Genomic DNA, 20,142 nt, shown 5'->3' with positions numbered 1-20,142 from the left:
GCCCCTGGGCCGTCAGGACACCCGTTCCGCGCGGTGCTTGACGGCCTTGAGGCGCACCTCGGCGGGAAGTTCGTCCAGACCGGCCGAATCGCGTGCGTGCGCCAGCGCCCCGTCGGCGACCGCCTGCAGCGTCCCGAGCGGCGCGGCGTGCGGCTCCAGCTGCAGCCGGAGCCGGGACCGGGGCGCGGTGCGGCGGCCGGTCAGCATCGCCTGGGCGCGGGCCACTCCGTCCAGTTCGCCCGACTCCGCGGCGAGCACGCCCTCCAGGGCCCGGCCCCGGAGCCGGGCGCCCTCGCCGTCGCCGCTGTCCACCAGGACCTCGGTGAGCCGGCCGCGGCGGAACTGGGCGAGGAACCACCACAGGGCGAGGACCACCAGGACGGCCAGGACGGCGATGACGGTCGGCCACCACCAGCCGTCGTCGCGCCAGCGCTGCCGGTCGGCCGCGCTCAGCAGCACATCGCCCCTGCCGTCCCAGGGCCACCAGGACGGTACGGACGCGCCGAGGCCGGTGGCGAGCACGGCCCCGCCGACGACCACCAGCACCAGCCCGGCCAGGGCCAGCAGGACCCGGTTGACGGTGGAGCGCATGCGGCTCATCCCTTCTTCGCCGGTCGGTGCACCTGGACGGAGAGGGCCGGGGGTCTGGCGAGGCCCAGTTCCAGGACGGCGTTCTCCAACGCGGCGTCCAGGTCGCCTTTCACGTCGTCGAGCTCCCGGAAGTGCGAGAGTGCCCGCACCTTCGCCTTCCGCCGCCCCATCCTGACCCGTACGGACTGCACACCGGAGACCTCCACGGCGCGGTCGCGCAGCACGAGGGCCGCGGCGGTGCGGTCGAGTCCGGCCCGGACGTCGGCGCGGTCGCGGCGCATCGGCAGCAGGTCGCGCAGTCCGGGGGTGAGGGCCAGCAGCATCAGCCAGAGGCCGAGCGCCGCGGCCACCCCGGCTCCGATGAGCACGGGGGTGTCCTCGAGGCGCTGTTCGGCCAGGCCGTCGGCGAGGGAGCGCCGCCACTGCATGGCCGGATGGCCGGCCCGTACGGCGGCGATGTCGTAGAGGAGCAGTCCGGCCGCGCCGAGCAGCACGAGGGCCGACAGGGCGGCCGGGACCCGGCGCGCGGACCAGAAACGGCCGGCCCGGCCGTCGCCCTGGTCCAGAGTGGGGACCGGTTCGCGCGCCTCACCCGGCGCGTCCGGGGCCGGGGTGTGCGCGTCGTCGCTCTGCTCCACGGTGGGCATCCGCCGGGTGGAGCCGGTCGGGTCGCCGGGTTCGGTCATCGGATCCTCCCGTGTGCGGCGTTCGCTCCGGCGGGATGCAGCCGCTCGACCTGGACGGCCACTTCGGGCACCTCCATGCCGGCCAGTGTCGTGACCCGTTGGGCGACCCGGCGGCGTACGGCACCGCACTGGCGGCCGATGTCGCTGGGATAGCCGAGCTCCAGACTGACCCGGACCCGGGCCGTGTCACGGTGCACGGTGACCGTGGCACGCGGCGGTGCGCCGTCCGCGGGCGGTTCCTCGACCGCCTCCTTCGCCGCGTGGGCGGCGATCTTGGCGACGACACGGTCGGCGATCCGGGTCTCGCCCCGTTCGGCGGCGGCGACCCGGCCGGTCACCGCCGTCACCGTCGCCGGTCGCCGCGCTCGCGACTCCGGAAGAAGTCGCCGGGCTCCAGGTCACCGTCCAGGAAGCGGCCGGCGATGAAGCCGATCGCGCCCAGCGCGGCCACCAGGACGAAGGCTCCGAAGCCGCCGAAGTATCCGGCGAACCCGAGCGCCATGCCGGCCAACAGGCCGGCGACAGCCATGCTCATCGTGTCTCTCTCCTCAACTGCCGTGCGACGGAGGTGCGGAAGGGCTACTGGACCCGCTGCTCGGTCTCGTCCTCGTCGTCGTCCTCGTCGGGCAGCTTGACGTCGCTGACCGCGATGTTGACCTCGACGACTTCGAGGCCGGTCATCCGCTCGACCGCGGCGACGACGTTCTCGCGGACGTCGCGGGCCACGTCGGCGATGGACACGCCGTAGTCGACGACGATCTCCAGGTCGAGGGCCGCCTGGGACTCGCCGACCTCGGCCTTCACACCGCGGGTGACGGACTTGCCGCCGCCGGGGACCCGGTCGCGGACCGCGCCGAACGTGCGCGACAGGCCGCTTCCCATGGCGTGGACGCCGCCGACGTCGCGTGCCGCCATCCCGGCGATCTTCTCGACGACGCCGTCCGCGATGCTGGTACGGCCCCGGGTGCCGGGGTCGCCGCCGCCGCGTTTGCCGAGGGACTTGTCGCCCGAACCGCCGGTGGGGTTGTTGCGCTGTGAGCTCTCGGTCATCGCCACTCTTCCCTTCGGGACAGGGTTGGACTTCCTTGCCCACGTTAAGTGCGCTTTCCCCATCCCGCGCCGTGGATGCGGCAGGCTGGGGCGATGACGACGGCGCGGGGCCCGTGGAGGGCCGACGGATGGACCGCTGGGGTACGGGAACGGCTGGGGCTCGGCCGGCTGCTGCCGCTGGGCACTCCGGCGGACGGCGTGTGGATCGCGGAGACGGCTGCCGCGTCGGTGCTGCGCGGGGCGGCGGCCCGTCCCGGGGCGGTGCTCGGGGAGCTGCGGATCGGTCTGGCGGAGGAGGCGGCTCCCGGGGAGGGTACGGGGGCGGGCGCCGGGGACGCAGCGGCGCCGGGCGCCGAGGACGGAGCCGGTGCTCCGCGGGCCCCGGAGGGCCGGGGCGGCTCGGTGCGGCCCCGGCTCCGCCGAGCGCGCTGCCGCCGGGGCCCCTGCGGATCGAGGCGGAGTTCTCGGCGGCCCCGGACCGGCCGCTGCCGGACACCGCGGCGGCCCTGCGCGCGGCGCTCCTGACGGCCGCCGCGGCCCGGCTGGGCCTGGAGATCGCCGAGGTGGACCTGACGGTGACGGCATTGCTGGAGGACGGTACGCCCGATCAGGTGACCGAGGCTCCGGCCACGTCGACGGCCCGTGCTGCGGAGCCGGAGGGCACGGTGGCGGCGGCCGCCGCCGGAGCGCCGGGCGTGGTCTCGCTGACCCGGGTCCTCGGCAGCCCGGTGCACACCGCCCGGGACCACGTACGGGTCGAGGTGGCGACGGCCGGGAACAGCCGGGCGCTGGATGTCGCCCGGTCGGTGCGTAGGGCGGTGGCGGCGGCCACGGAGACGCGGCTGCCGGTATCGGTGCTGGTCACGGACGTGGTGGGGCCGGGCGGGGCTCCGGCGACGGAACCCGGCCCGGCTGCCGGGTGACGGCGACGGTGGCGAAGCGGGCCGGGCCACCCGCCGACCGGGCCGGGCGGAGGCTCCGGGTGATGACGCGCGGCGAGACAGCTCCGACCGGCCCCCTGGTGGGGTCCTGCGGTGCCGAAGCCCCGCCGGAACGCCGCGTGACGGCGACGATGACGCCGACACCCTCGCGCCGGGCGGCGGCGATCGGCGGCGGGGCGTCGCGTCCGGCCATGCGGTCGGTACGACGGGGGACGGCGTCCGGCGGCACGGTCGGGGGCCGTGTGGGGGGGGGCCGCCGTTCGCGGTGCCTCCCGGGATGTCAGTCGGTGATCCCCGCCAGGTCGCGGAGCCGACGGCCCTGGGCGGCCCGCTCCGCGACGCGCTGCTGCTCGTAGTCGCGCGAGAGCGCGCCGGCGAGGAGAGCCTTCGTCTCGACGACGGCGTCGCGGGGCGCTGCCACCAGGGCCGCGGCCAGGTCCCGGGCCGCGGCGTCGAGCTGGTCGGCGGGGACGACGAGGTTGGCGAGGCCGGTGCGCTCGGCCTCCTCCGCGTGGACGAAGCGGCCCGTGGCGCAGATTTCGAGCGCGCGGGCGTATCCCACGAGGTTCACCAGGGGGTGGGTGCCCGTGAGGTCGGGAACGAGGCCGAGGCTGGTCTCGCGCATGGCGAACTGCACGTCCTCGGCGACGATCCGCAGATCGCAGGCGAGGGCGAGCTGGAAGCCGGCGCCGATGGCGTGGCCCTGGACCGTCGCGATCGACACGAGGTCGTTGCGACGCCACCAGGTGAACGCCTCCTGGTACTCCGCGATGGTCGCGTCGAGTTCGGCCTCCGGGCCGCGCGCCATGTCGAGGAACGACGGCTCGCCGTCGAAGCCTTCGGGGGTGAAGGCCTGCCGGTCGAGGCCCGCGGAGAAGGACTTGCCCTCGCCGCGCAGGACCACGACCCGAACCGTGCCGGGCAGCACCCGTCCGGCCTCCGTCAACGCCCGCCACAGAGCGGGAGACTGAGCGTTGCGCTTGGCCGGGTTGGTGAGCGTCACCGTGGCGACGGCGTCGTCGACGGTGAGCCGTACGCCGTCCTTGTCGAGCACAGGGTCGATCGAGGTCATGGGGCGCCTCCGGATGGGGTGCAGTCAGCACTCGGTAGTAAGTGACTGAACAGTAACCACCCGGACGACCTTGCGGTCAGCCGGGTGGCCACCCCTGTTCCGTCGGTTCCGGATGACGCCGACGACGAAACCTCGAAGGCCCTCAGGCTGAAGCGGCCTTCTTGCCCCGGGTCGCGCCGCCACGTCCCCGCAGCGTCACTCCGGACTCACTGAGCATCCGGTGGACGAACCCGTAGGAGCGGCCGGTTTCCTCGGCCAGCGCCCTGATGCTCGCACCGGAGTCGTACTTCTTCTTCAGGTCTGCCGCGAGCTTGTCACGCGCGGCGCCGGTCACCCGGCTGCCCTTCTTCAGAGTCTCAGCCACCCGTGCCTCCTCGGGGAAGTGCGCTCTGGACTTCTCATGATCACCCCTTCCGCGCTTCCTGGCCACCCATTCGGCAAGGTCGGTGCGAGCGGTTTCCCGGACGAAAGGGGCTTCGACACGAGCGGAATCCCTGATTCCCATCGCCGTACCAGGGCGTACGGCCCTGACCGGCCGGAGAACCGGCAGGTCAGGGCCGTACGGGGAAGGACGTCCGGAAAAGGGGTGCGCGACGGATGAGCGCCGGGCGCACCACCGGAGTACGAGACGCCCTCACACAGATGACGGAGCGCGCGTAGGCCGAATGATCCATCCCCGGCGGATCGGGCGGGCCCCCGGTGGATCAGGCGAGGGCGACGAGGTCGCGGTAGTCCGCTCCCCAGAGGTCCTCGACGCCGTCCGGCAGCAGGATGATCCGCTCCGGCTGGAGTGCCTCGACAGCACCTTCGTCGTGCGTGACGAGGACGACGGCGCCCTTGTAGGTGCGCAGCGCGCCGAGGATCTCCTCGCGGCTGGCGGGGTCGAGGTTGTTCGTCGGCTCGTCGAGCAGGAGCACGTTGGCGGAGGAGACGACCAGGGTCGCGAGCGCGAGCCGGGTCTTCTCACCGCCGGAGAGGACGCCCGCGGGCTTGTCGACGTCGTCGCCGGAGAAGAGGAAGGAACCGAGCGTCTTGCGGACCTCGACGAGATCGAGGTCGGGCGCGGCGGAGCGCATGTTCTCCAGGACCGTGCGCTCCGGGTCGAGCGTCTCGTGCTCCTGGGCGTAGTAGCCGAGCTTGAGGCCGTGGCCCTGGATGATCTCGCCGGTGTCGGGCTTCTCCGCACCGCCGAGGAGGCGCAGCAGCGTGGTCTTGCCGGCGCCGTTGAGGCCGAGGATGACGACGCGGGAGCCCTTGTCGATGGCGAGGTCGACGTCGGTGAAGATCTCCAGCGAGCCGTACGACTTGGACAGGCCCTCCGCCATCAGCGGGGTCTTGCCGCAGGGGGCGGGCTCGGGGAAGCGGAGCTTGGCGACCTTGTCGGCGACCCGGACGGCCTCCAGTCCCGCCAGCAGCCGGTCGGCGCGCTTGGCCATGTTCTGCGCGGCGACGGTCTTGGTGGCCTTGGCGCGCATCTTGTCGGCCTGCGAGTTGAGGGCTGCGGCCTTCTTCTCGGCGTTCTGGCGCTCGCGCTTGCGGCGCTTCTCGTCGGCCTCGCGCTGCTGCTGGTAGAGCTTCCAGCCCATGTTGTAGATGTCGATCTGGGACCGGTTGGCGTCGAGGTAGAAGACCTTGTTGACGACCGTCTCGACGAGCTCGACGTCGTGGGAGATCACGACGAAGCCGCCCCGGTAGGACTTGAGGTAGTCGCGGAGCCAGACGATGGAGTCGGCGTCGAGGTGGTTGGTCGGCTCGTCCAGGAGCAGGGTGTCGGCGTCCGAGAAGAGGATGCGGGCCAGCTCCACGCGGCGGCGCTGACCACCGGAGAGCGTGTGCAGCGGCTGGCCGAGGACCCGGTCGGGCAGGTTGAGCGCGGCGGCGATGGTCGCGGCCTCGGCCTCGGCGGCGTACCCGCCCTTGGTGAGGAACTCCGTCTCCAGGCGCTCGTACTTCTTCATCGCCTTCTCGCGGGTGGCGCCCTTGCCGTTCGCCATCCGGTCCTCGTTCTCGTGCATCTTGCGCAGGATCTCGTCGAGACCACGGGCGGAGAGGATGCGGTCCCGGGCGAGGACGTCGAGGTCACCGGTGCGCGGGTCCTGCGGGAGGTAGCCCACCTCGCCGGACGTGGTGATGGCGCCGGCCGCGGGGGCGCCCTCGCCCGCGAGGCACTTGGTGAGGGTGGTCTTACCCGCTCCGTTGCGCCCGACGAGGCCGATGCGGTCGCCCTTGGCGATGCGGAAGGAGGCGGATTCGATGAGGATGCGGGCGCCGGCGCGCAGCTCGATGCCGGAAGCGGTGATCACGGGAAAACTCCAGGGCAGTCAGGACGGCGGAGGGACGAGGGCGGAGGTCTCTCGACGCCGCTAATGCACAAGGAGATAGGCCATACGGCCCATTCTACTGGCGGTGCGCAACTGCTTTTCCGCGTGCCCGGCGGGCCCGGACCGGCGGGCACGCGGCCCCGGGCGGCACGCCGTTGTCAGTCCCCGGTGGAAGACTGAGACACAGATCACATCGGAGGGATGTGACCGGCAGGAGAGGTGCGTGTCATGGCAGGCGCGGCGAGCGGGGTTGCGACGATCTACCCGACGATCCTCTACGACGACGCGAGGGCGGCGATCAGAACGCTGACCCAGGGTTTCGGTTTCACCGAGGAGGCCGTCTACGAAGGCGAGAACGGCGGTGTGCTGCATGCCGAGCTGTCCCTGGGCAACGGCAGGGTGATGCTCGGCTCCACGGGACGCGAGGGCGTTTTCGCGCGGGCGATGGCGGGCGCGGGCCCGGCGGGGGTGTACGTGGTGGTCGACGAGGTGGACGAGCACTGCGCCCGGGCCCGGGAGTTCGGCGTGGAGATCCTGATGGAGCCGACCGACCAGGACTACGGCTCCCGGGACTACATGGCGCGGGACGCCGAGGGCAACGTGTGGAGCTTCGGGACGTACGCCCCGGGGTCCGCCGGCTGAGCGAGGGTCCCGGGGCGCGTGCGGGTCAGGCTCCTCCGGTGTGCACCTGGAAGGCGGCCCGGCGGACCGCTTTGGCCAGGGCCGGGTCCGGGTGGGCCGCGGCCAGGGCGACCAGGACCTGGACGGTGCGGGGGTGGCCCACGGCCCTGACCTCGTCGAGGAGGGCCGGGACGGTGCCCTGGACGGCGGAGTCGAGGTGGCGCACCAGCAGTCCGGTCTCGCCGTGGTCGGCGACGGCGGCGGCCGTGTCGACCCAGAGCCAGGTGGACTCCTCACGGCTGAGCACGTCCTGGGCGTCGTCGGGGTCGTTGCCCTCGTACTCGGCGAGCCAGAGCAGCGCGTAGGGACGCAGCGAGGGTTCGGCGAGCACGGCGCGGACCTCGGGCTCCGCGGGGGCGCCGACGACGCGCAGCGCCTCGAAGGCCAGTCCGCGCAGCAGGGCGTCCTCACCCCGGGCGACGGCGAGCAGTTCGGCGACGGCGCTTCGGATGGTGCGGGCGGCGAGCCAGGCGCGGTATTCGTCGCGGGCCGGGCCCGGGGTGAGCCGGGCGCAGCCGAGGAGCATGTCGGCGGCGGACTGCTCGATGTTGCCGGCGGGGCTCTGGGCGGCGACGCAGATCTGTTCCAGCTTGACCCAGACCGCCCAGTTGCCGAGCGGGGTGAGGGTGGCGTGCCCTCTGCCGAGGGTCAGCGCCCCGACGGCGGCGAGGCCCTCCAGGGCCCAGTCGAGCAGCAGGGCGTTGAGGTCGGCGCTCCGGTCGGGTCCCGCAGTGGCGGCGGCCCGGCCGGCGTCCGTCCCGGCCGGGGCGGCGGAGGCGGTTCTGCCGGGCCCCAGGGGCACTTCGCAGCGCTCCTCGTGGAGTTCGGCGACGCGCTGGCCGAGGAGGTCGAGGAGGGCGGGGACGGTGACGGGCCCCGCGGAGAGCTGGAGGAGGGAGAGCACCTGGGGCACGGCCTCGATGGCTTCGGCGACCGCGCCCGCCTCGACGCCTTCGGGGGCGGCGTGGACGAGCGACCAGGCGTCGAAGAGCGCGACCCAGCCGCGCAGCACGGCGGAGTCGTCCCGGTCCCAGGCGCGCAGCCGCCAGCCGGGGCGGGCGGTGTCGCCGTGGAGTTCGACGAGTCCGGCCAGCCGGGCCCGGTCCCAGCCGGCGCGGACCTGCGCCGGGGAGAGCTCCAGGGCGGTGGCCGCGCGTTCGAGGGCGTGGGCCGCGAGCGGGGTCGCGGTCCCCGGCCCCGGGGTACCCGCGGCCCAGTGGGCGATGCGTACGGCGTCGGCGAGCACCGCCCTGGCCTGGCGGGCCAGTTCCGCGCGGGGCGGGGTGCCCTCGGGGGGCCGGGGAGCCGGCCTGGTGCGCCGGGTGGTCACGGCCTTGCGGGCGGTGGCAAGGGGTCGCGGGCGGACAAGTCGCAGCCTGGAGTCGCGCGGAGTACGGGACGTCACGGGAGCAGTCTTGCCCCTGACGGCCCGAAAGCCCAAACGGAAGCCGTTTCCCCGGTACGCGAAAGGTTCCCCGGGCGCGGCGGCAAGGGGCGGAGTTCACTCCATCGGCTCACATCAGAGGCGTGAGGAAGCGCCGCAGGGTCTCCTCGTAGCGGGCCGGACCGGCGTTCCACATCGACCCATGCGGAGCCTGCGGTACGGCGTGCAGGCTGACCAGGTCCGGGCGGCGGGCGGCGAGTTCGCGGGAGGGGTCCCAGGGGGCGATCGTGTCGTCGGGGCCGTGCAGGATCAGGGTCGGGGTGCGCAGGGAAGCCGGTACGGAGGTCTCCAGCACCGGAGTGGCGGCCATCCCGGTGCGGCCCTGGGCGGCGCGGACGGCGAGCGGGAGCAGGGCGGCCGGGACCCCGCGGGCGGCGGCCAGGGCGCGGAGGGTGACCGGCCAGTCCAGCACCGGGGAGTCCAGGACGATGCCGCTGATCCGGTCGCGGAGCGGGGACTCGACGGCGGCGTACAGGGCCATGGTGGCGCCGGTGGACCAGCCGTGGACGATCACGTTGCGGGCGCCGTAGCGGAGGGCGTAGCGGAGGGCGGCGTCTAGGTCGCGCCACTCGGAGGCGCCGAAGTGGCCGAGGCCCTCGGCGGGGCGGGGAGCTCCCGGGTCGCCCCGGTAGGCGAGGTCGAGCACGGGGAAGCGCTGCTGGTGCAGGAACCCCATGAGGTTCATGGGGTGGGCCCGGGTGGCGCCGAGGCCGTGCACGGTGATGACCCAGGTGTCGCGCGCGCCGGGGACGTACCAGGCGGGCAGGGTCCCGAGCTCACCGGGGATCTCGACCTCCTGGTGGTCGAGGCCGAGGTCGCTGCCGGGGTCGCCGCCGTACAGGGCGGGGGTGAGCCGGACCTTCACGCCGGGTTCGAGCGTGCCCCTGCCGACGCTCTCCAGCCTGCGGACGACGGTGTCGGCACCCTCGGACGCCCCCTCCACGACGGGGCCGACGACCGCGTGGACCCCTGGCCCGACGAGGCCCCAGGTGCCGGGCCGCAGCGCCGAGAAGGAACGGGTCAGGGTGACCTGCCCGGCCGCGGTGGCGTGCACGGTGAGTCTGCGGTCGGCGGGCAGGGGGCGTTCGGGCGTCGCCTTGAGGGCGACGTCACCGGCGTACCGGCCGGCCGCGACCGCTGCCGCGCCGACGCCGAGGATCGAGGTGACGGCCGCTGCCGTCGCGGTTACCGGGCGCACCGCTCCAGTGTCGTGGGCCGGGAGGCGGCCTGCCAGTGGGCGGGGGCCGTCCGGGGGCGGGGTCCGTCCGGGGCCGGGGGCTGCCCCGGGACGCGGGGGCCCAGGGCGGGCCGCCGGGACGCGGGAGGGTGCCCAGGGCGCGCCCTCCAGGGCCGGGGCTGCCCAGGGCGGCCCTCCCGGGGCCGGGCTGCCCGGGCGGGCCCTCCGAAACGGGCTGCCGGGGGCGGCTCGGGACGCCGACGGCCTCGGACCCGACCTCGGGCGGCCCGGGCCCCGGCCCCGGGCGGCCCCACACCGATTCTCGCGCGGCGCGGGAGCCGGCCCGAGGCGACGCGGGACCCGGCCTCCTGCGGCTCAGGGCCGAGCCCAGGGCGAAGCGGGACCACGACCCGGGCGGCGCGGGACGGGGGCCGGGCGACGCCGGGACAGGGACCCGGGCGGCGCGGGACGGGGCCGGGCGACGCCGGGACAGGGACCCGGCCGACGCGGGACGAGGACCCGGCCGACGCGGGGCAGGGACCCGGCCGACGCGGGGCAGGTTCTCGGCCCCTCCCCGTCAGCCGGGCTGGCCGTATCCCTTGAGCGCCTCGGTCACCTCGGCCAGCTGGGCGGGGGTGAGCAGCGCCGGGCTGCGGCCCGGCAGCGAGCCGGCGGTGAGCCAGAGGTGGCACAGCCACTCCAGTTGGGCGGTGCGGTCGTAGGCCTGGTCGAGCGTGTCGCCGTAGGTGACGGTGCCGTGGTTGGCGAGCAGGCAGCCGGTGCGGCCCCGGAGCGCTTCGAGCATGGCGTCGGCCAGCTCCGGGGTGCCGTAGCGCGCGTAGGCGGCGGTGCGGACGGGGCCGCCGAGGAGGGCCGCCGCGTAGTGCACGAGCGGCACCTCGGCGACGAGGGTGGAGACGGCGGTGGCGTGCACGGCGTGGGTGTGCACCACGGCGGCGGCGTCGGTGGAGCGGTAGACCGCCAGGTGGAGGGGGAGTTCACTGGTCGGCCCGAGATCCCCGAGGACCTGTCGGCCGGCCAGGTCGACGCCGACCGCGTCCTCGGGTCCGAGCCGGTCGTAGGGCACCCCGCTGGGGGTCACCAGGACGAGGTCGCCGACACGGGCGGACACATTGCCCGAGGTTCCGACGACGAGGCCGTCCGCCGCGCTCCGGCGGGCCGTGTCGACGACGCCCTGCCAGGCCCGGCGGACGGATTCCGGCTGCTGCTCGCTCATGGGGCGAGCGTAGGGGTGAAGGCGCGCAACCGGAACGTCACACGGGGGGGGTGACGGGGATCTCTTCGCGACGCCGAACAGCCGCTCAAAATGTTCGCCAAAGGGCGGCAAAGACCAGTCCACGCCGCGCCTCACCGGCCTCGCGCCACCTCACCCGCACACAAGCGGAAGCATCCCACTCCGCTTGGGGTCACCACAGCGCCCTGCCCAGTTCATCTTCCGTTCACCCAGGTTGCCTACGGTCCACGAGCCACTGACGTCGAACGATTGCCTGGGTAAATGGAACACATCACGCTGCTGCTTGCGATTGTGGTCGTAACAGCTCTCGTGTTCGATTTCACGAACGGTTTCCACGACACCGCCAACGCGATGGCGACCACCATCTCGACCGGCGCGATGAAGCCCAAGACAGCGGTGGCCATGTCCGCCGTTCTCAACCTGATCGGCGCGTTCCTGTCGGTGGAGGTCGCCAAGACGATCTCCGGCGGGATCGTCAACGAAGACGGCATCAGAACCGAGGTCATCTTCGCGGCGCTCGTCGGCGCCATCCTGTGGAATCTGCTGACCTGGCTGCTGGGGCTCCCCTCCAGCTCCTCCCACGCCCTGTTCGGCGGTCTGATCGGCGCCGCGGTCATGTCGGCCGGCTGGTCCTCGATCAACGGCGGCACCGTCGTCACCAAGGTGCTGCTCCCCGCGATCGCCGCCCCGCTGGTCGCCGGTATCGCCGCGATGCTGGCCACCCGGCTGACGTACCGGATCAACCGGAACGTCACCGACCCCAACCAGCAGAAGTCGACCGCCAAGGGCTACCGGGCCGGGCAGATCGCCTCCGCCGGTCTCGTCTCGCTCGCCCACGGCACCAACGACGCCCAGAAGACGATGGGCATCATCACCCTCGCCCTCGTCACCAGCGGCGTCCTGGCCCCCGGCTCCAACCCGCCTCTGTGGGTCATCGTCTCCGCCGGCATCGCCATCGCGCTCGGCACCTACCTCGGCGGCTGGCGCATCATCCGCACCATGGGCAAGGGCCTGACCGACCTGAAGCCGCCGCAGGGTTTCGCCGCCCAGACCAGCGCGGCGACCGTCATCCTGGCCTCCTCGCACCTCGGCTTCTCGCTCTCCACCACGCAGTCCTGCTCCGGCGCCGTGATGGGCGCGGGCCTCGGCCGCAAGGGCGGTGTGGTCCGCTGGTCCACCGCCACCCGGATGTTCGTCGCCTGGGGTCTGACGCTGCCGGCCGCGGGTCTGGTCGGCGCGGGCGCCGAGTTCCTGACCAAGCAGGGCACGTGGGGCATCACCGTCACCGCGATCCTGCTCGTGGGCGGCTCCTTCGCGATCTGGCTCGCCTCGCGCCGCCAGCCCGTGGACCACACCAACGTCAACGACACGGACGGCGACGAGCCCCAGGGCGTCGTCACCACGGCCATCGCCGCGGTCCAGCCGCCGCCCGTCGGGGCCCCGGCCTCCGACCTCACGACCACCATCCCGGCCCCGGCCTCGGCGCCCGACGACCCGGCCCGGCCGCCGGCCAAGGTGTAAGGACAGATCAGCATGAAAATCGACTGGGCAGCTCTCGCCTCCGTCTTCGGTGTCAGCCTCGTGGTCACCGTCGCGCTGGTCGGCCTCTTCACCCTGGGCATCGTCGCCCTCTCCAAGCAGTCCGCGACGGCCGAGGGCCGCGCGTCCGGCGGGACGATCGCACTGGCGCGCACCGGCGCGTACGCCTGCTTCGGGCTGTGCGTGGCGGCGGTCTCGTACGGGATCTATCTGATCGTCGCCTGACCCCCCACCTCGCACTCCCCCGGGCCGGACACACCTCGTGTGTCCGGCCCGGTGTGCGTCCGCCCACAGTCGAGCCCCGCAGGTCAACAGCGAGTTGACGGCTGTTCTCGGGGCGTGGTGGACTGCCGGAGCCATTTACGGCGACAGCAGAGGAAGCCGGTGCGAATCCGGCGCGGTCCCGCCACTGTCACCGGGGAGCACTCCCCCACATCGGACGTCACGGCTCGCGGTACGCGGGCTGGAAGGCCGGGGGAACTGCGGATCCGGGAGCCAGGAGACTCTCGTCGCCGGTCACGTCGAACCAGGGCGCGGACCCTGAGTGAGGACCTGTGCCATGCCCGGCCGCCGTGTGCCGTTCCCTGCGCCGCCCGCTGTGTCCCTCCGTGCCGGAACCCCTCGTCCCGCGACGGGCTGAGCCGTGCGTGCCGACCGTGTCTTCGCCTGCGGCGCCACGGCCGGGCTGATCGCCGACGCGCTGCTCGGCGACCCCCGGCGAGGCCACCCCGTCGCCGGATTCGGCCGCGTCGCGGCGCGGGTCGAGGCCCTGTTGTGGCGTGACGACCGCGGCCGGGGCGCGCTGCACACCCTGGTGTGCGCCGGAGGCGCCGTCGGGGCCGCCGCGCTGGCCGCCCGCGCCGTCCGCGAACGCCCCGCGCTCGCGCTCGCGCTGACCGCCGCCACCGCCTGGTCCGTCGTCGGCGGAACGTCGCTGGGCCGGGAGGCCCGTGCCATCGGGGGTGCGCTGGCCTCCGGGGACCTGGAAGCGGCCCGGGAGCGGCTGCCACATCTGTGCGGGCGCGATCCGCACTCCCTGGACGGGCCGGGCATCGCCCGCGCCGTCGTCGAGTCGGTCGCCGAGAACACCTCGGACGCCGTCGTCGGCGCGCTGGTGTGGGGGGCGATCGGCGGGGTGCCGGGGCTCGTCGGCTTCCGGGCGGTGAACACGCTGGACGCGATGGTGGGCCACAAGTCGCCCCGCCACCGGCGTTACGGCTGGGCCTCGGCCCGCCTGGACGACGTGGCGGGGTGGCCGGGCGCCCGGCTGACAGCCGTGCTGGCCGTGGCGGCCGGCGGGCGGCCCGCCCAGGCCGTACGCGCCTGGAGAGCGGACGCGCACCGCCACCCGAGCCCGAACGCGGGCCCGGTGGAGGCCGCCTTCGCGGGGGCGCTCGGCGTACGGCTGGGCGGCACGCTCGCGTACGCGGGGCGCGTCGAGCACCGGCCGGTGCTGAACGGGGCGGCCGGGCGGGACGTGCGGGGCGCGGACATCGAGCGCGCGGTGCGGCTGTCGCGCCGGGTGGGCGCCCTGGCCCTGGGGGTGTGTGTGGCGGGCCGCCTGACGGCGGGCCACCTGGTCGCGCGGCGACGGGCCGCCGGACGGATGCGGGGGCGGGCATGAGCGGAACGGCAGGCCGCGGGACGGCACGGTCGCGTGCGGTACGCGGTACGGGAGGAGAGGGGGCGGGGATGAACGGCGGCGGGCTCCTGGTCGCGGGCACGACCTCGGACGCGGGCAAGAGCGTCGTCACGGCGGGCATCTGCCGGTGGCTGGTGCGCCGGGGCGTGAAGGTCGCGCCGTTCAAGGCGCAGAACATGTCCCTCAACTCCTTCGTGACCCGCGAGGGCGCGGAGATCGGGCGCGCCCAGGCGATGCAGGCGCAGGCCGCCCGGGTGGAGCCGACGGCCCTGATGAACCCGGTGCTGCTGAAGCCCGGGAGCGACCGCTCCAGCCAGGTCGTCCTGATGGGGAAGCCGGTCGGCGAGATGAGCGCCCGGGGGTATCACGGGGGCCGTCAGGAGGCGCTGCTCGGCACGGTGACGGACTGCCTGGCGGAGCTGCGGTCGACGTACGACGCGGTGATCTGCGAGGGGGCCGGTTCGCCGGCCGAGATCAACCTCCGGCGCACCGACATCGTGAACATGGGGATCGCGCGGGCCGCCCGCTTCCCCGTGCTGGTCGTCGGGGACATCGACCGGGGCGGGGTCTTCGCCTCGTTCTTCGGGACGACGGCGCTGCTGGGCGCCGAGGACCAGTCGCTGGTCGCGGGCTATCTGGTGAACAAGTTCCGGGGCGACGTCTCGTTGCTGGAGCCGGGGCTCGACATGCTGCACGGGCTGACCGGACGGCGGACGTTCGGCGTGCTGCCGTACGCCCACGGGCTCGGCATCGACGAGGAGGACGGCCTGCGGGTCTCCCTGCGGGGTGCGGTGCGCGAGTCGGTCGTGGCGCCGCCCCACGGGCAGGACGTGCTGCGGGTCGCGGTCTGCGCGGTGCCGCTGATGTCCAACTTCACGGACGTGGACGCGCTGGCCGCCGAACCGGGCGTCGTCGTGCGGTTCGTGGACCGGGCGGAGGAGCTGGCCGACGCGGACCTGGTGATCGTGCCGGGGACGCGCGGCACGGTGAAGGCGCTGGCCTGGCTGCGTGAGCGCGGTCTCGCGGAGGCGCTGGTGCGGCGGGCGGCCGAGGGGCGTCCGGTGCTGGGGATCTGCGGCGGTTTCCAGGTGCTCGGTGAGCGGATCGAGGACGAGGTGGAGTCGCGGGCGGGGGTCGTGGACGGGCTCGGCGTGCTGCCCGTGCGCATTCGCTTCGACCGGGACAAGACGCTGGCGCGGCCGGTCGGTTCGGCGCTGGGCGAGCCCGTGGAAGGGTACGAGATCCACCACGGGGTGGCCGACGTGCGGGGCGGGGAGCCGTTCCTGGACGGGTGCCGGGTGGGGGCGGTGTGGGGGACGCACTGGCACGGGTCGCTGGAGAGCGACGCGTTCCGGCGGCGGTTCCTGGTGGAGGTGGCCCGGGCCGCCGGACGGCGGTTCGTGCCCGCGCCGGACACGAGCTTCGGGGTGCTGCGGGAGGAGCAGCTGGACCGGCTCGGGGATCTGGTGGAGGAGCACGCGGACACGGACGCGCTGTGGCGGCTGATCGAGGGCGGGGCGCCCCCCGGGCTGCCGTTCGTGCCGCCCGGGGCGCCTTCGGTGCCGGGTGGCGCGGGTGCGGATGGTGTGGCGGGCCGGGGCGCCGCTCCGGCCCCCGCTCCTCGATCGCCGGAGGGGCTCGACCATGCCGGGTCCACCGGGGCGAGGGGCGAGGGGCCTGGTGCGACCGGTCACGCAGAAGCTGAACAGCATGTCGACGAGGAGGCCTTGTGAGTACGCCGTATCCCTTCACCGCGATCGTCGGGCAGGACGACCTGCGGCTCGGGCTCTTGCTGAACGCCGTCAGTCCGGCCGTCGGCGGGGTGCTCGTGCGGGGTGAGAAGGGGACCGCCAAGTCCACCGCCGTACGGGCGCTGGCCGCGCTGATGCCGGAGGTCTCCGTCGTACCGGGGTGCCGGTTCTCCTGTGACCCCGGCTCCCCCGATCCGGCGTGTCCCGACGGGCCGCACGCTCAGGCCGCCGGTGTGTCGCGGGCCGCGCGGACTGTGGAGCTGCCCGTCGGGGCGTCCGAGGACCGGCTCGTGGGGGCCCTGGACATCGAGCGGGCGCTCTCGGAGGGAGTGAAGGCGTTCGAGCCGGGGCTGCTGGCCGACGCGCACCGCGGGATCCTGTACGTCGACGAGGTCAACCTCCTCCACGACCACCTGGTGGACCTGCTGCTGGACGCGGCGGCCATGGGGGCTTCGTACGTCGAGCGCGAAGGCGTCTCCGTACGGCATGCGGCACGGTTCCTGCTGGTGGGGACGATGAACCCGGAGGAGGGCGAGCTGCGGCCGCAGCTGCTGGACCGGTTCGGGCTGACCGTCGAGGTCGCCGCGTCCCGGGACACCGACGAGCGGGTGGAGGTCGTGCGGCGGCGGCTCGCGTACGACGACGACCCCGAGGGCTTCGCCGCGCGCTGGGCCGAGGAGGAGGGCGCCCTGCGCGAGCGGATCGCCGCCGCGCGCGTCCTGCTGCCCCGGGTCGCGCTGAGCGACGGCGTACTGCGGCAGATCGCCGCCACCTGCGCCGCGTTCGAGGTCGACGGGATGCGGGCGGACATCGTGATGGCCCGGACCGCCACCGCGCTCGCCGCCTGGGCGGGCCGCGAGGAGGTCACCGCCGACGACGTCCGGCAGGCCGCCCTGCTGGCCCTCCCCCACCGGCGGCGGCGCAACCCGTTCGACGCGCCGGGCCTGGACGAGGACAAGCTCGACCGGACCCTGGACGAGGCCGACGGGGATCAGGGGCAGGACACCGACGGCGGTGACGACGATCCCGACCCGGGTCCCGACGGCGGGGGCGACGGTGGTGGGGGCGGTGGCGTGCCGCCGCAGGCCGACGGGGAGGACCGTACGCCGCCCCGGGGCCCGGCGGACGACACGCCGTCCCCGGCGCCCGAGGGTGCGCCCGACGCGCCCGGACGGACCGCCGGGGCGAGCAGCGGCCCGTGGCCGCCGCCGAGCCGTTCCGGACGAAGGTGCTCAGCGTGCCGGGGCTCGGCGAGGGCGCTGCCGGGCGGCGCTCCCGGGCGCGTACCGAGCATGGCCGTACCACCGGCGCGCGGCGGCCCGAGGGGGCGCTGACCAAGCTGCACCTGGCCGCCACCGTGCAGGCCGCAGCCCCGCACCAGCGGGTCCGCGGCCGGTCCGGGCGCGGGCTCGTGGTGCGCCGGGACGACCTGCGGCAGGCGACCCGGGAAGGACGTGAGGGCAACCTCGTGCTGTTCGTCGTGGACGCCTCCGGGTCGATGGCCGCGCGGCAGCGGATGAGCGCGGTCAAGGGAGCCGTGCTGTCGCTGCTGCTCGACGCCTACCAGCGGCGGGACAAGGTCGGTCTGGTGACCTTCCGGGGCAGGGAGGCCGATGTGGCGCTGCCGCCGACCTCGTCCGTCGACGCGGCCGCCGCCCGGCTGGAGTCCCTGCCGACCGGGGGCCGCACGCCGCTGGCCGCCGGGCTGCTGAAGGCCCACGACGTGCTGCGGGTGGAGCGGCTGCGCGATCCGTCGCGGCGGCCGCTGCTCGTCGTCGTCACGGACGGGCGGGCCACCGGCGGGCCGGAGCCCGTGGCGCTCGCGGGGAGGGCCGCGCGGCTGCACCGGGCCGAGGGGACGGCCTCGGTCGTCGTGGACTGCGAGTCGGGGTACGTACGCCTCGGTCTCGCCGGGGAGCTGGCCCGGGACCTGGGAGGCGCCGCCGTCACGCTCGACGAGCTGCGGGCCGACTCGATCGCCGGGCTCGTCAAGGACGTCACCGCAGCCGGGAGGGCCGCTTAATGCCGCAGGGACAGCCGATATCGGTGCCGGACGACGGACTCACCACCCGTCAGCGCCGCAACCGCCCGCTCCTGTTCGTCCACACGGGCGTCGGGAAGGGGAAGTCGACCGCCGCCTTCGGGCTCGCGCTGCGGGCCTGGAACCAGGGGTGGCCGATCGGGGTGTTCCAGTTCGTGAAGTCGGCGAAGTGGAAGGTCGGCGAGGAGAACGCGCTGAAGGTGCTGGGCGCGAGCGGCGAGGGCGGCACGGTCGACTGGCACAAGATGGGCGAGGGCTGGTCCTGGGTCCAGCGCGACGGCCAGCTCGACAACGAGGAGAAGGCCCGTGAGGGCTGGGAGCAGGTCAAGCGGGACCTGGCGGCCGAGACGTACAAGCTGTACGTGCTCGACGAGTTCGCCTACCCGCTGCACTGGGGCTGGATCGACACCGACGAGGTCGTCGAGGTCATGCGGAACCGGCCCGGCACCCAGCATGTGGTGATCACCGGCCGCAACGCGCCCGACGCCCTGATCGAGGCCGCCGACCTGGTGACCGACATGTCGAAGGTCAAGCATCCGATGGACGCGGGGCAGAAGGGCCAGAGGGGCATCGAGTGGTGAACGTGCCCCGTCTGGTCATCGCCGCGCCTGCCTCCAACAGCGGCAAGACCACCGTCGCCACCGGTCTGATGGCCGCCTTCGCCGCGCGCGGGTCGGCCGTCTCACCGCACAAGGTCGGTCCGGACTACATCGATCCGGGCTACCACTCCCTGGCGACGGGGCGCCCCGGCCGGAACCTCGACGCGTACATGTGCGGGACGGATCTCGTCGCCCCGCTCTTCGCGCACGGGGCGGCGGGGTGCGATCTCGCCGTGGTCGAGGGCGTGATGGGGCTGTACGACGGCGCCTCGGGGCAGGGTGAGCTGGCGTCGACCGCGCAGGTGGCGAAGCTGCTCAGGGCCCCGGTGGTGCTCGTGGTGGACGCGTCCTCGCAGTCGCGGTCGGTGGCGGCCCTGGTCCACGGGTTCGCCTCGTGGGATCCGCAGGTGCGGATCGGCGGGGTGATCCTGAACAAGGTGGCCTCCGACCGGCACGAGGCGCTGTTGCGGGACGCGCTGGACGAGTCGGGGCTGCCGGTGCTCGGGGTGATCCGGCGGGCGCCGCAGGTCGCGACGCCCTCCCGGCACCTGGGTCTGGTCCCGGTGGCCGAGCGGCGGAGCGAGGCGGTGGACGCCGTACGGGCCATGGGCGAGCGGGTGCGCGCCGGGTGCGATCTGGACGCGCTGCTGGCGCTGGCCCGGACGGCTCCCGCGCTGCCGGACGAGCCGTGGGCACCGGCGTACGCCCCTGCGGAAGGCCCCCGGCCCGTCGTCGCCGTGGCCGGCGGGGCGGCGTTCACCTTCGCGTACGCGGAACACGCCGAGCTGCTGACGGCGGCCGGTGCGGAGGTCGTGACCTTCGACCCGCTGCGGGACGAGAAGCTGCCGACGGGTGCGGCGGGGCTCGTGATCGGTGGCGGGTTCCCGGAGATGTACGCCCCCGAGCTCTCGGCCAACGAGCCGTTGCGGCGGGCGGTCACGGCACTGGCCCGGAGCGGGGCGCCGGTGGCCGCGGAGTGCGCGGGGCTGCTGTATCTGGCCCGGGAGCTGGACGGGAGGCCGATGTGCGGGCTGCTGGACGCCGAGGCCCGGATGTCGGAGCGCCTCACGCTCGGGTACCGGCAGGCGGTGGCGGTCACGGACAGCCCGCTGGCGCCGGCGGGGACCCGGGTGCGGGGTCATGAGTTCCACCGCACGGTGCTGGACCCGGCGGCGGGGACCACGCCGGCCTGGGGCATGCACCAGCCGGAGCGGCGGGTCGAGGGGTACGTCCAGCGGGGCGTCCACGCGAGCTATCTGCACACCCACTGGGCCGCGTCGCCCGAGGTGGCCCGGCGGTTCGTCGAGCACTGCCGGGCGCTTCCGGCGCGGTGAGCGGTTCGCCGCCCGGCC

The 20,142-nt window shown here is 74.4% G+C and carries 18 protein-coding genes, 2 pseudogenes and 1 riboswitch; of the genes and pseudogenes, 9 read left to right on the top strand and 11 right to left on the bottom strand.

Annotated elements, in window-relative coordinates:
* Nucleotides 1-12 precede the first annotated feature (12 nt).
* From amaP to KME66_RS27675, 5 genes are read right to left on the bottom strand one after another with little or no spacing between them, the layout of a single operon-like run.
* On the bottom strand, nucleotides 13-591 hold the full coding sequence (amaP, locus tag KME66_RS27695; protein WP_073217280.1) for an alkaline shock response membrane anchor protein AmaP: 579 nt from the start codon (nucleotides 589-591) through the stop codon (nucleotides 13-15).
* A gap of 5 nt (nucleotides 592-596) precedes the next feature.
* Entirely contained in the window at nucleotides 597-1,277 is a 681-nt protein-coding gene (locus KME66_RS27690) for a DUF6286 domain-containing protein (protein WP_073217283.1), read from the bottom strand.
* Complete coding sequence (locus tag KME66_RS27685) at nucleotides 1,274-1,624, bottom strand: Asp23/Gls24 family envelope stress response protein (protein ID WP_073217286.1); 351 nt, start codon at nucleotides 1,622-1,624, stop codon at nucleotides 1,274-1,276. Before KME66_RS27685 ends, KME66_RS27690 begins: the two co-directional genes overlap by 4 nt.
* Nucleotides 1,621-1,812 carry a hypothetical protein gene (locus KME66_RS27680; RefSeq protein WP_006123598.1) on the bottom strand — a complete coding sequence of 64 codons (192 nt, stop codon included), beginning with the start codon at nucleotides 1,810-1,812 and terminating at the stop codon, nucleotides 1,621-1,623. The genes KME66_RS27685 and KME66_RS27680 overlap by 4 nt, the downstream gene beginning before the upstream one ends.
* A gap of 44 nt (nucleotides 1,813-1,856) precedes the next feature.
* On the bottom strand, nucleotides 1,857-2,327 hold the full coding sequence (locus KME66_RS27675) for an Asp23/Gls24 family envelope stress response protein (protein WP_073217289.1): 471 nt from the start codon (nucleotides 2,325-2,327) through the stop codon (nucleotides 1,857-1,859).
* A gap of 93 nt (nucleotides 2,328-2,420) precedes the next feature.
* Between KME66_RS27675 and KME66_RS34475 the strand changes: the two are divergent.
* Nucleotides 2,421-3,250 (top strand): annotated as a pseudogene (locus KME66_RS34475) (hypothetical protein).
* A 298-nt stretch (nucleotides 3,251-3,548) separates the two neighbouring features.
* Here the strand turns inward: KME66_RS34475 and KME66_RS27665 are convergent.
* The 3 genes from KME66_RS27665 to KME66_RS27655 form a co-directional block, all read right to left on the bottom strand.
* A complete protein-coding gene (locus KME66_RS27665; protein ID WP_073217298.1) occupies nucleotides 3,549-4,340 on the bottom strand; it encodes an enoyl-CoA hydratase/isomerase family protein in 792 nt (263 codons plus the stop codon).
* Between the two features lie 142 nt (nucleotides 4,341-4,482).
* On the bottom strand, nucleotides 4,483-4,704 hold the full coding sequence (locus KME66_RS27660; RefSeq protein ID WP_006123601.1) for a helix-turn-helix domain-containing protein: 222 nt from the start codon (nucleotides 4,702-4,704) through the stop codon (nucleotides 4,483-4,485).
* Nucleotides 4,705-5,044: 340 nt separating this feature from the next.
* Entirely contained in the window at nucleotides 5,045-6,643 is a 1,599-nt protein-coding gene (locus tag KME66_RS27655; RefSeq protein WP_073217301.1) for an ABC-F family ATP-binding cassette domain-containing protein, read from the bottom strand.
* Between the two features lie 246 nt (nucleotides 6,644-6,889).
* Between KME66_RS27655 and KME66_RS27650 the strand changes: the two genes are divergently transcribed.
* On the top strand, nucleotides 6,890-7,303 hold the full coding sequence (locus tag KME66_RS27650) for a VOC family protein (RefSeq protein WP_073217304.1): 414 nt from the start codon (nucleotides 6,890-6,892) through the stop codon (nucleotides 7,301-7,303).
* Nucleotides 7,304-7,328: 25 nt separating this feature from the next.
* Here KME66_RS27650 and KME66_RS27645 read toward each other — a convergent pair whose 3' ends face one another.
* From KME66_RS27645 to KME66_RS27635, 3 genes are all read right to left on the bottom strand, one after another.
* Nucleotides 7,329-8,672: a hypothetical protein gene (locus tag KME66_RS27645; RefSeq protein ID WP_073217307.1), complete on the bottom strand. Its 1,344-nt coding sequence runs from the start codon at nucleotides 8,670-8,672 to the stop codon at nucleotides 7,329-7,331.
* 184 nt (nucleotides 8,673-8,856) lie between these two features.
* Entirely contained in the window at nucleotides 8,857-9,984 is a 1,128-nt protein-coding gene (locus KME66_RS27640) for an alpha/beta hydrolase (RefSeq protein ID WP_216327164.1), read from the bottom strand.
* A gap of 556 nt (nucleotides 9,985-10,540) precedes the next feature.
* On the bottom strand, nucleotides 10,541-11,200 hold the full coding sequence (locus tag KME66_RS27635) for a class II aldolase/adducin family protein (protein ID WP_216327161.1): 660 nt from the start codon (nucleotides 11,198-11,200) through the stop codon (nucleotides 10,541-10,543).
* A gap of 279 nt (nucleotides 11,201-11,479) precedes the next feature.
* Between KME66_RS27635 and KME66_RS27630 the strand changes: the two genes are divergently transcribed.
* From KME66_RS27630 to KME66_RS27600, 7 genes and pseudogenes are all read left to right on the top strand, one after another.
* Nucleotides 11,480-12,739, top strand: a complete 1,260-nt coding sequence (locus tag KME66_RS27630; protein WP_216327157.1) for an inorganic phosphate transporter — start codon at nucleotides 11,480-11,482, stop codon at nucleotides 12,737-12,739.
* A gap of 12 nt (nucleotides 12,740-12,751) precedes the next feature.
* Complete coding sequence (locus tag KME66_RS27625; protein WP_073217318.1) at nucleotides 12,752-12,982, top strand: hypothetical protein; 231 nt, start codon at nucleotides 12,752-12,754, stop codon at nucleotides 12,980-12,982.
* A 148-nt stretch (nucleotides 12,983-13,130) separates the two neighbouring features.
* Nucleotides 13,131-13,263, top strand: a riboswitch (cobalamin riboswitch).
* Nucleotides 13,264-13,400: 137 nt separating this feature from the next.
* On the top strand, nucleotides 13,401-14,381 hold the full coding sequence (locus KME66_RS27620; protein ID WP_216327153.1) for a cobalamin biosynthesis protein: 981 nt from the start codon (nucleotides 13,401-13,403) through the stop codon (nucleotides 14,379-14,381).
* 68 nt (nucleotides 14,382-14,449) lie between these two features.
* The gene (locus KME66_RS27615) at nucleotides 14,450-16,132 is read left to right on the top strand and encodes a cobyric acid synthase (RefSeq protein ID WP_216327151.1); all 1,683 of its coding nucleotides are present in this window, start codon (nucleotides 14,450-14,452) and stop codon (nucleotides 16,130-16,132) included.
* A pseudogene (locus KME66_RS27610) lies at nucleotides 16,129-18,173 on the top strand (putative cobaltochelatase). The gene KME66_RS27615 and the pseudogene KME66_RS27610 overlap by 4 nt, the downstream one beginning before the upstream one ends.
* Nucleotides 18,173-18,772: a cob(I)yrinic acid a,c-diamide adenosyltransferase gene (gene cobO, locus KME66_RS27605; protein ID WP_073217330.1), complete on the top strand. Its 600-nt coding sequence runs from the start codon at nucleotides 18,173-18,175 to the stop codon at nucleotides 18,770-18,772. Before KME66_RS27610 ends, cobO begins: the two are co-directional and overlap by 1 nt.
* Nucleotides 18,766-20,124, top strand: coding sequence for a cobyrinate a,c-diamide synthase (locus tag KME66_RS27600; protein WP_216327148.1), 1,359 nt, complete (start codon nucleotides 18,766-18,768; stop codon nucleotides 20,122-20,124). The genes cobO and KME66_RS27600 overlap by 7 nt, the downstream gene beginning before the upstream one ends.
* The last annotated feature ends 18 nt before the right edge of the window (nucleotides 20,125-20,142 follow it).

It is taken from the genome of Streptomyces sp. YPW6 (assembly GCF_018866325.1).
GTDB lineage: Bacteria > Actinomycetota > Actinomycetes > Streptomycetales > Streptomycetaceae > Streptomyces.
This window is presented reverse-complemented; position numbering and strand designations above follow the sequence as displayed.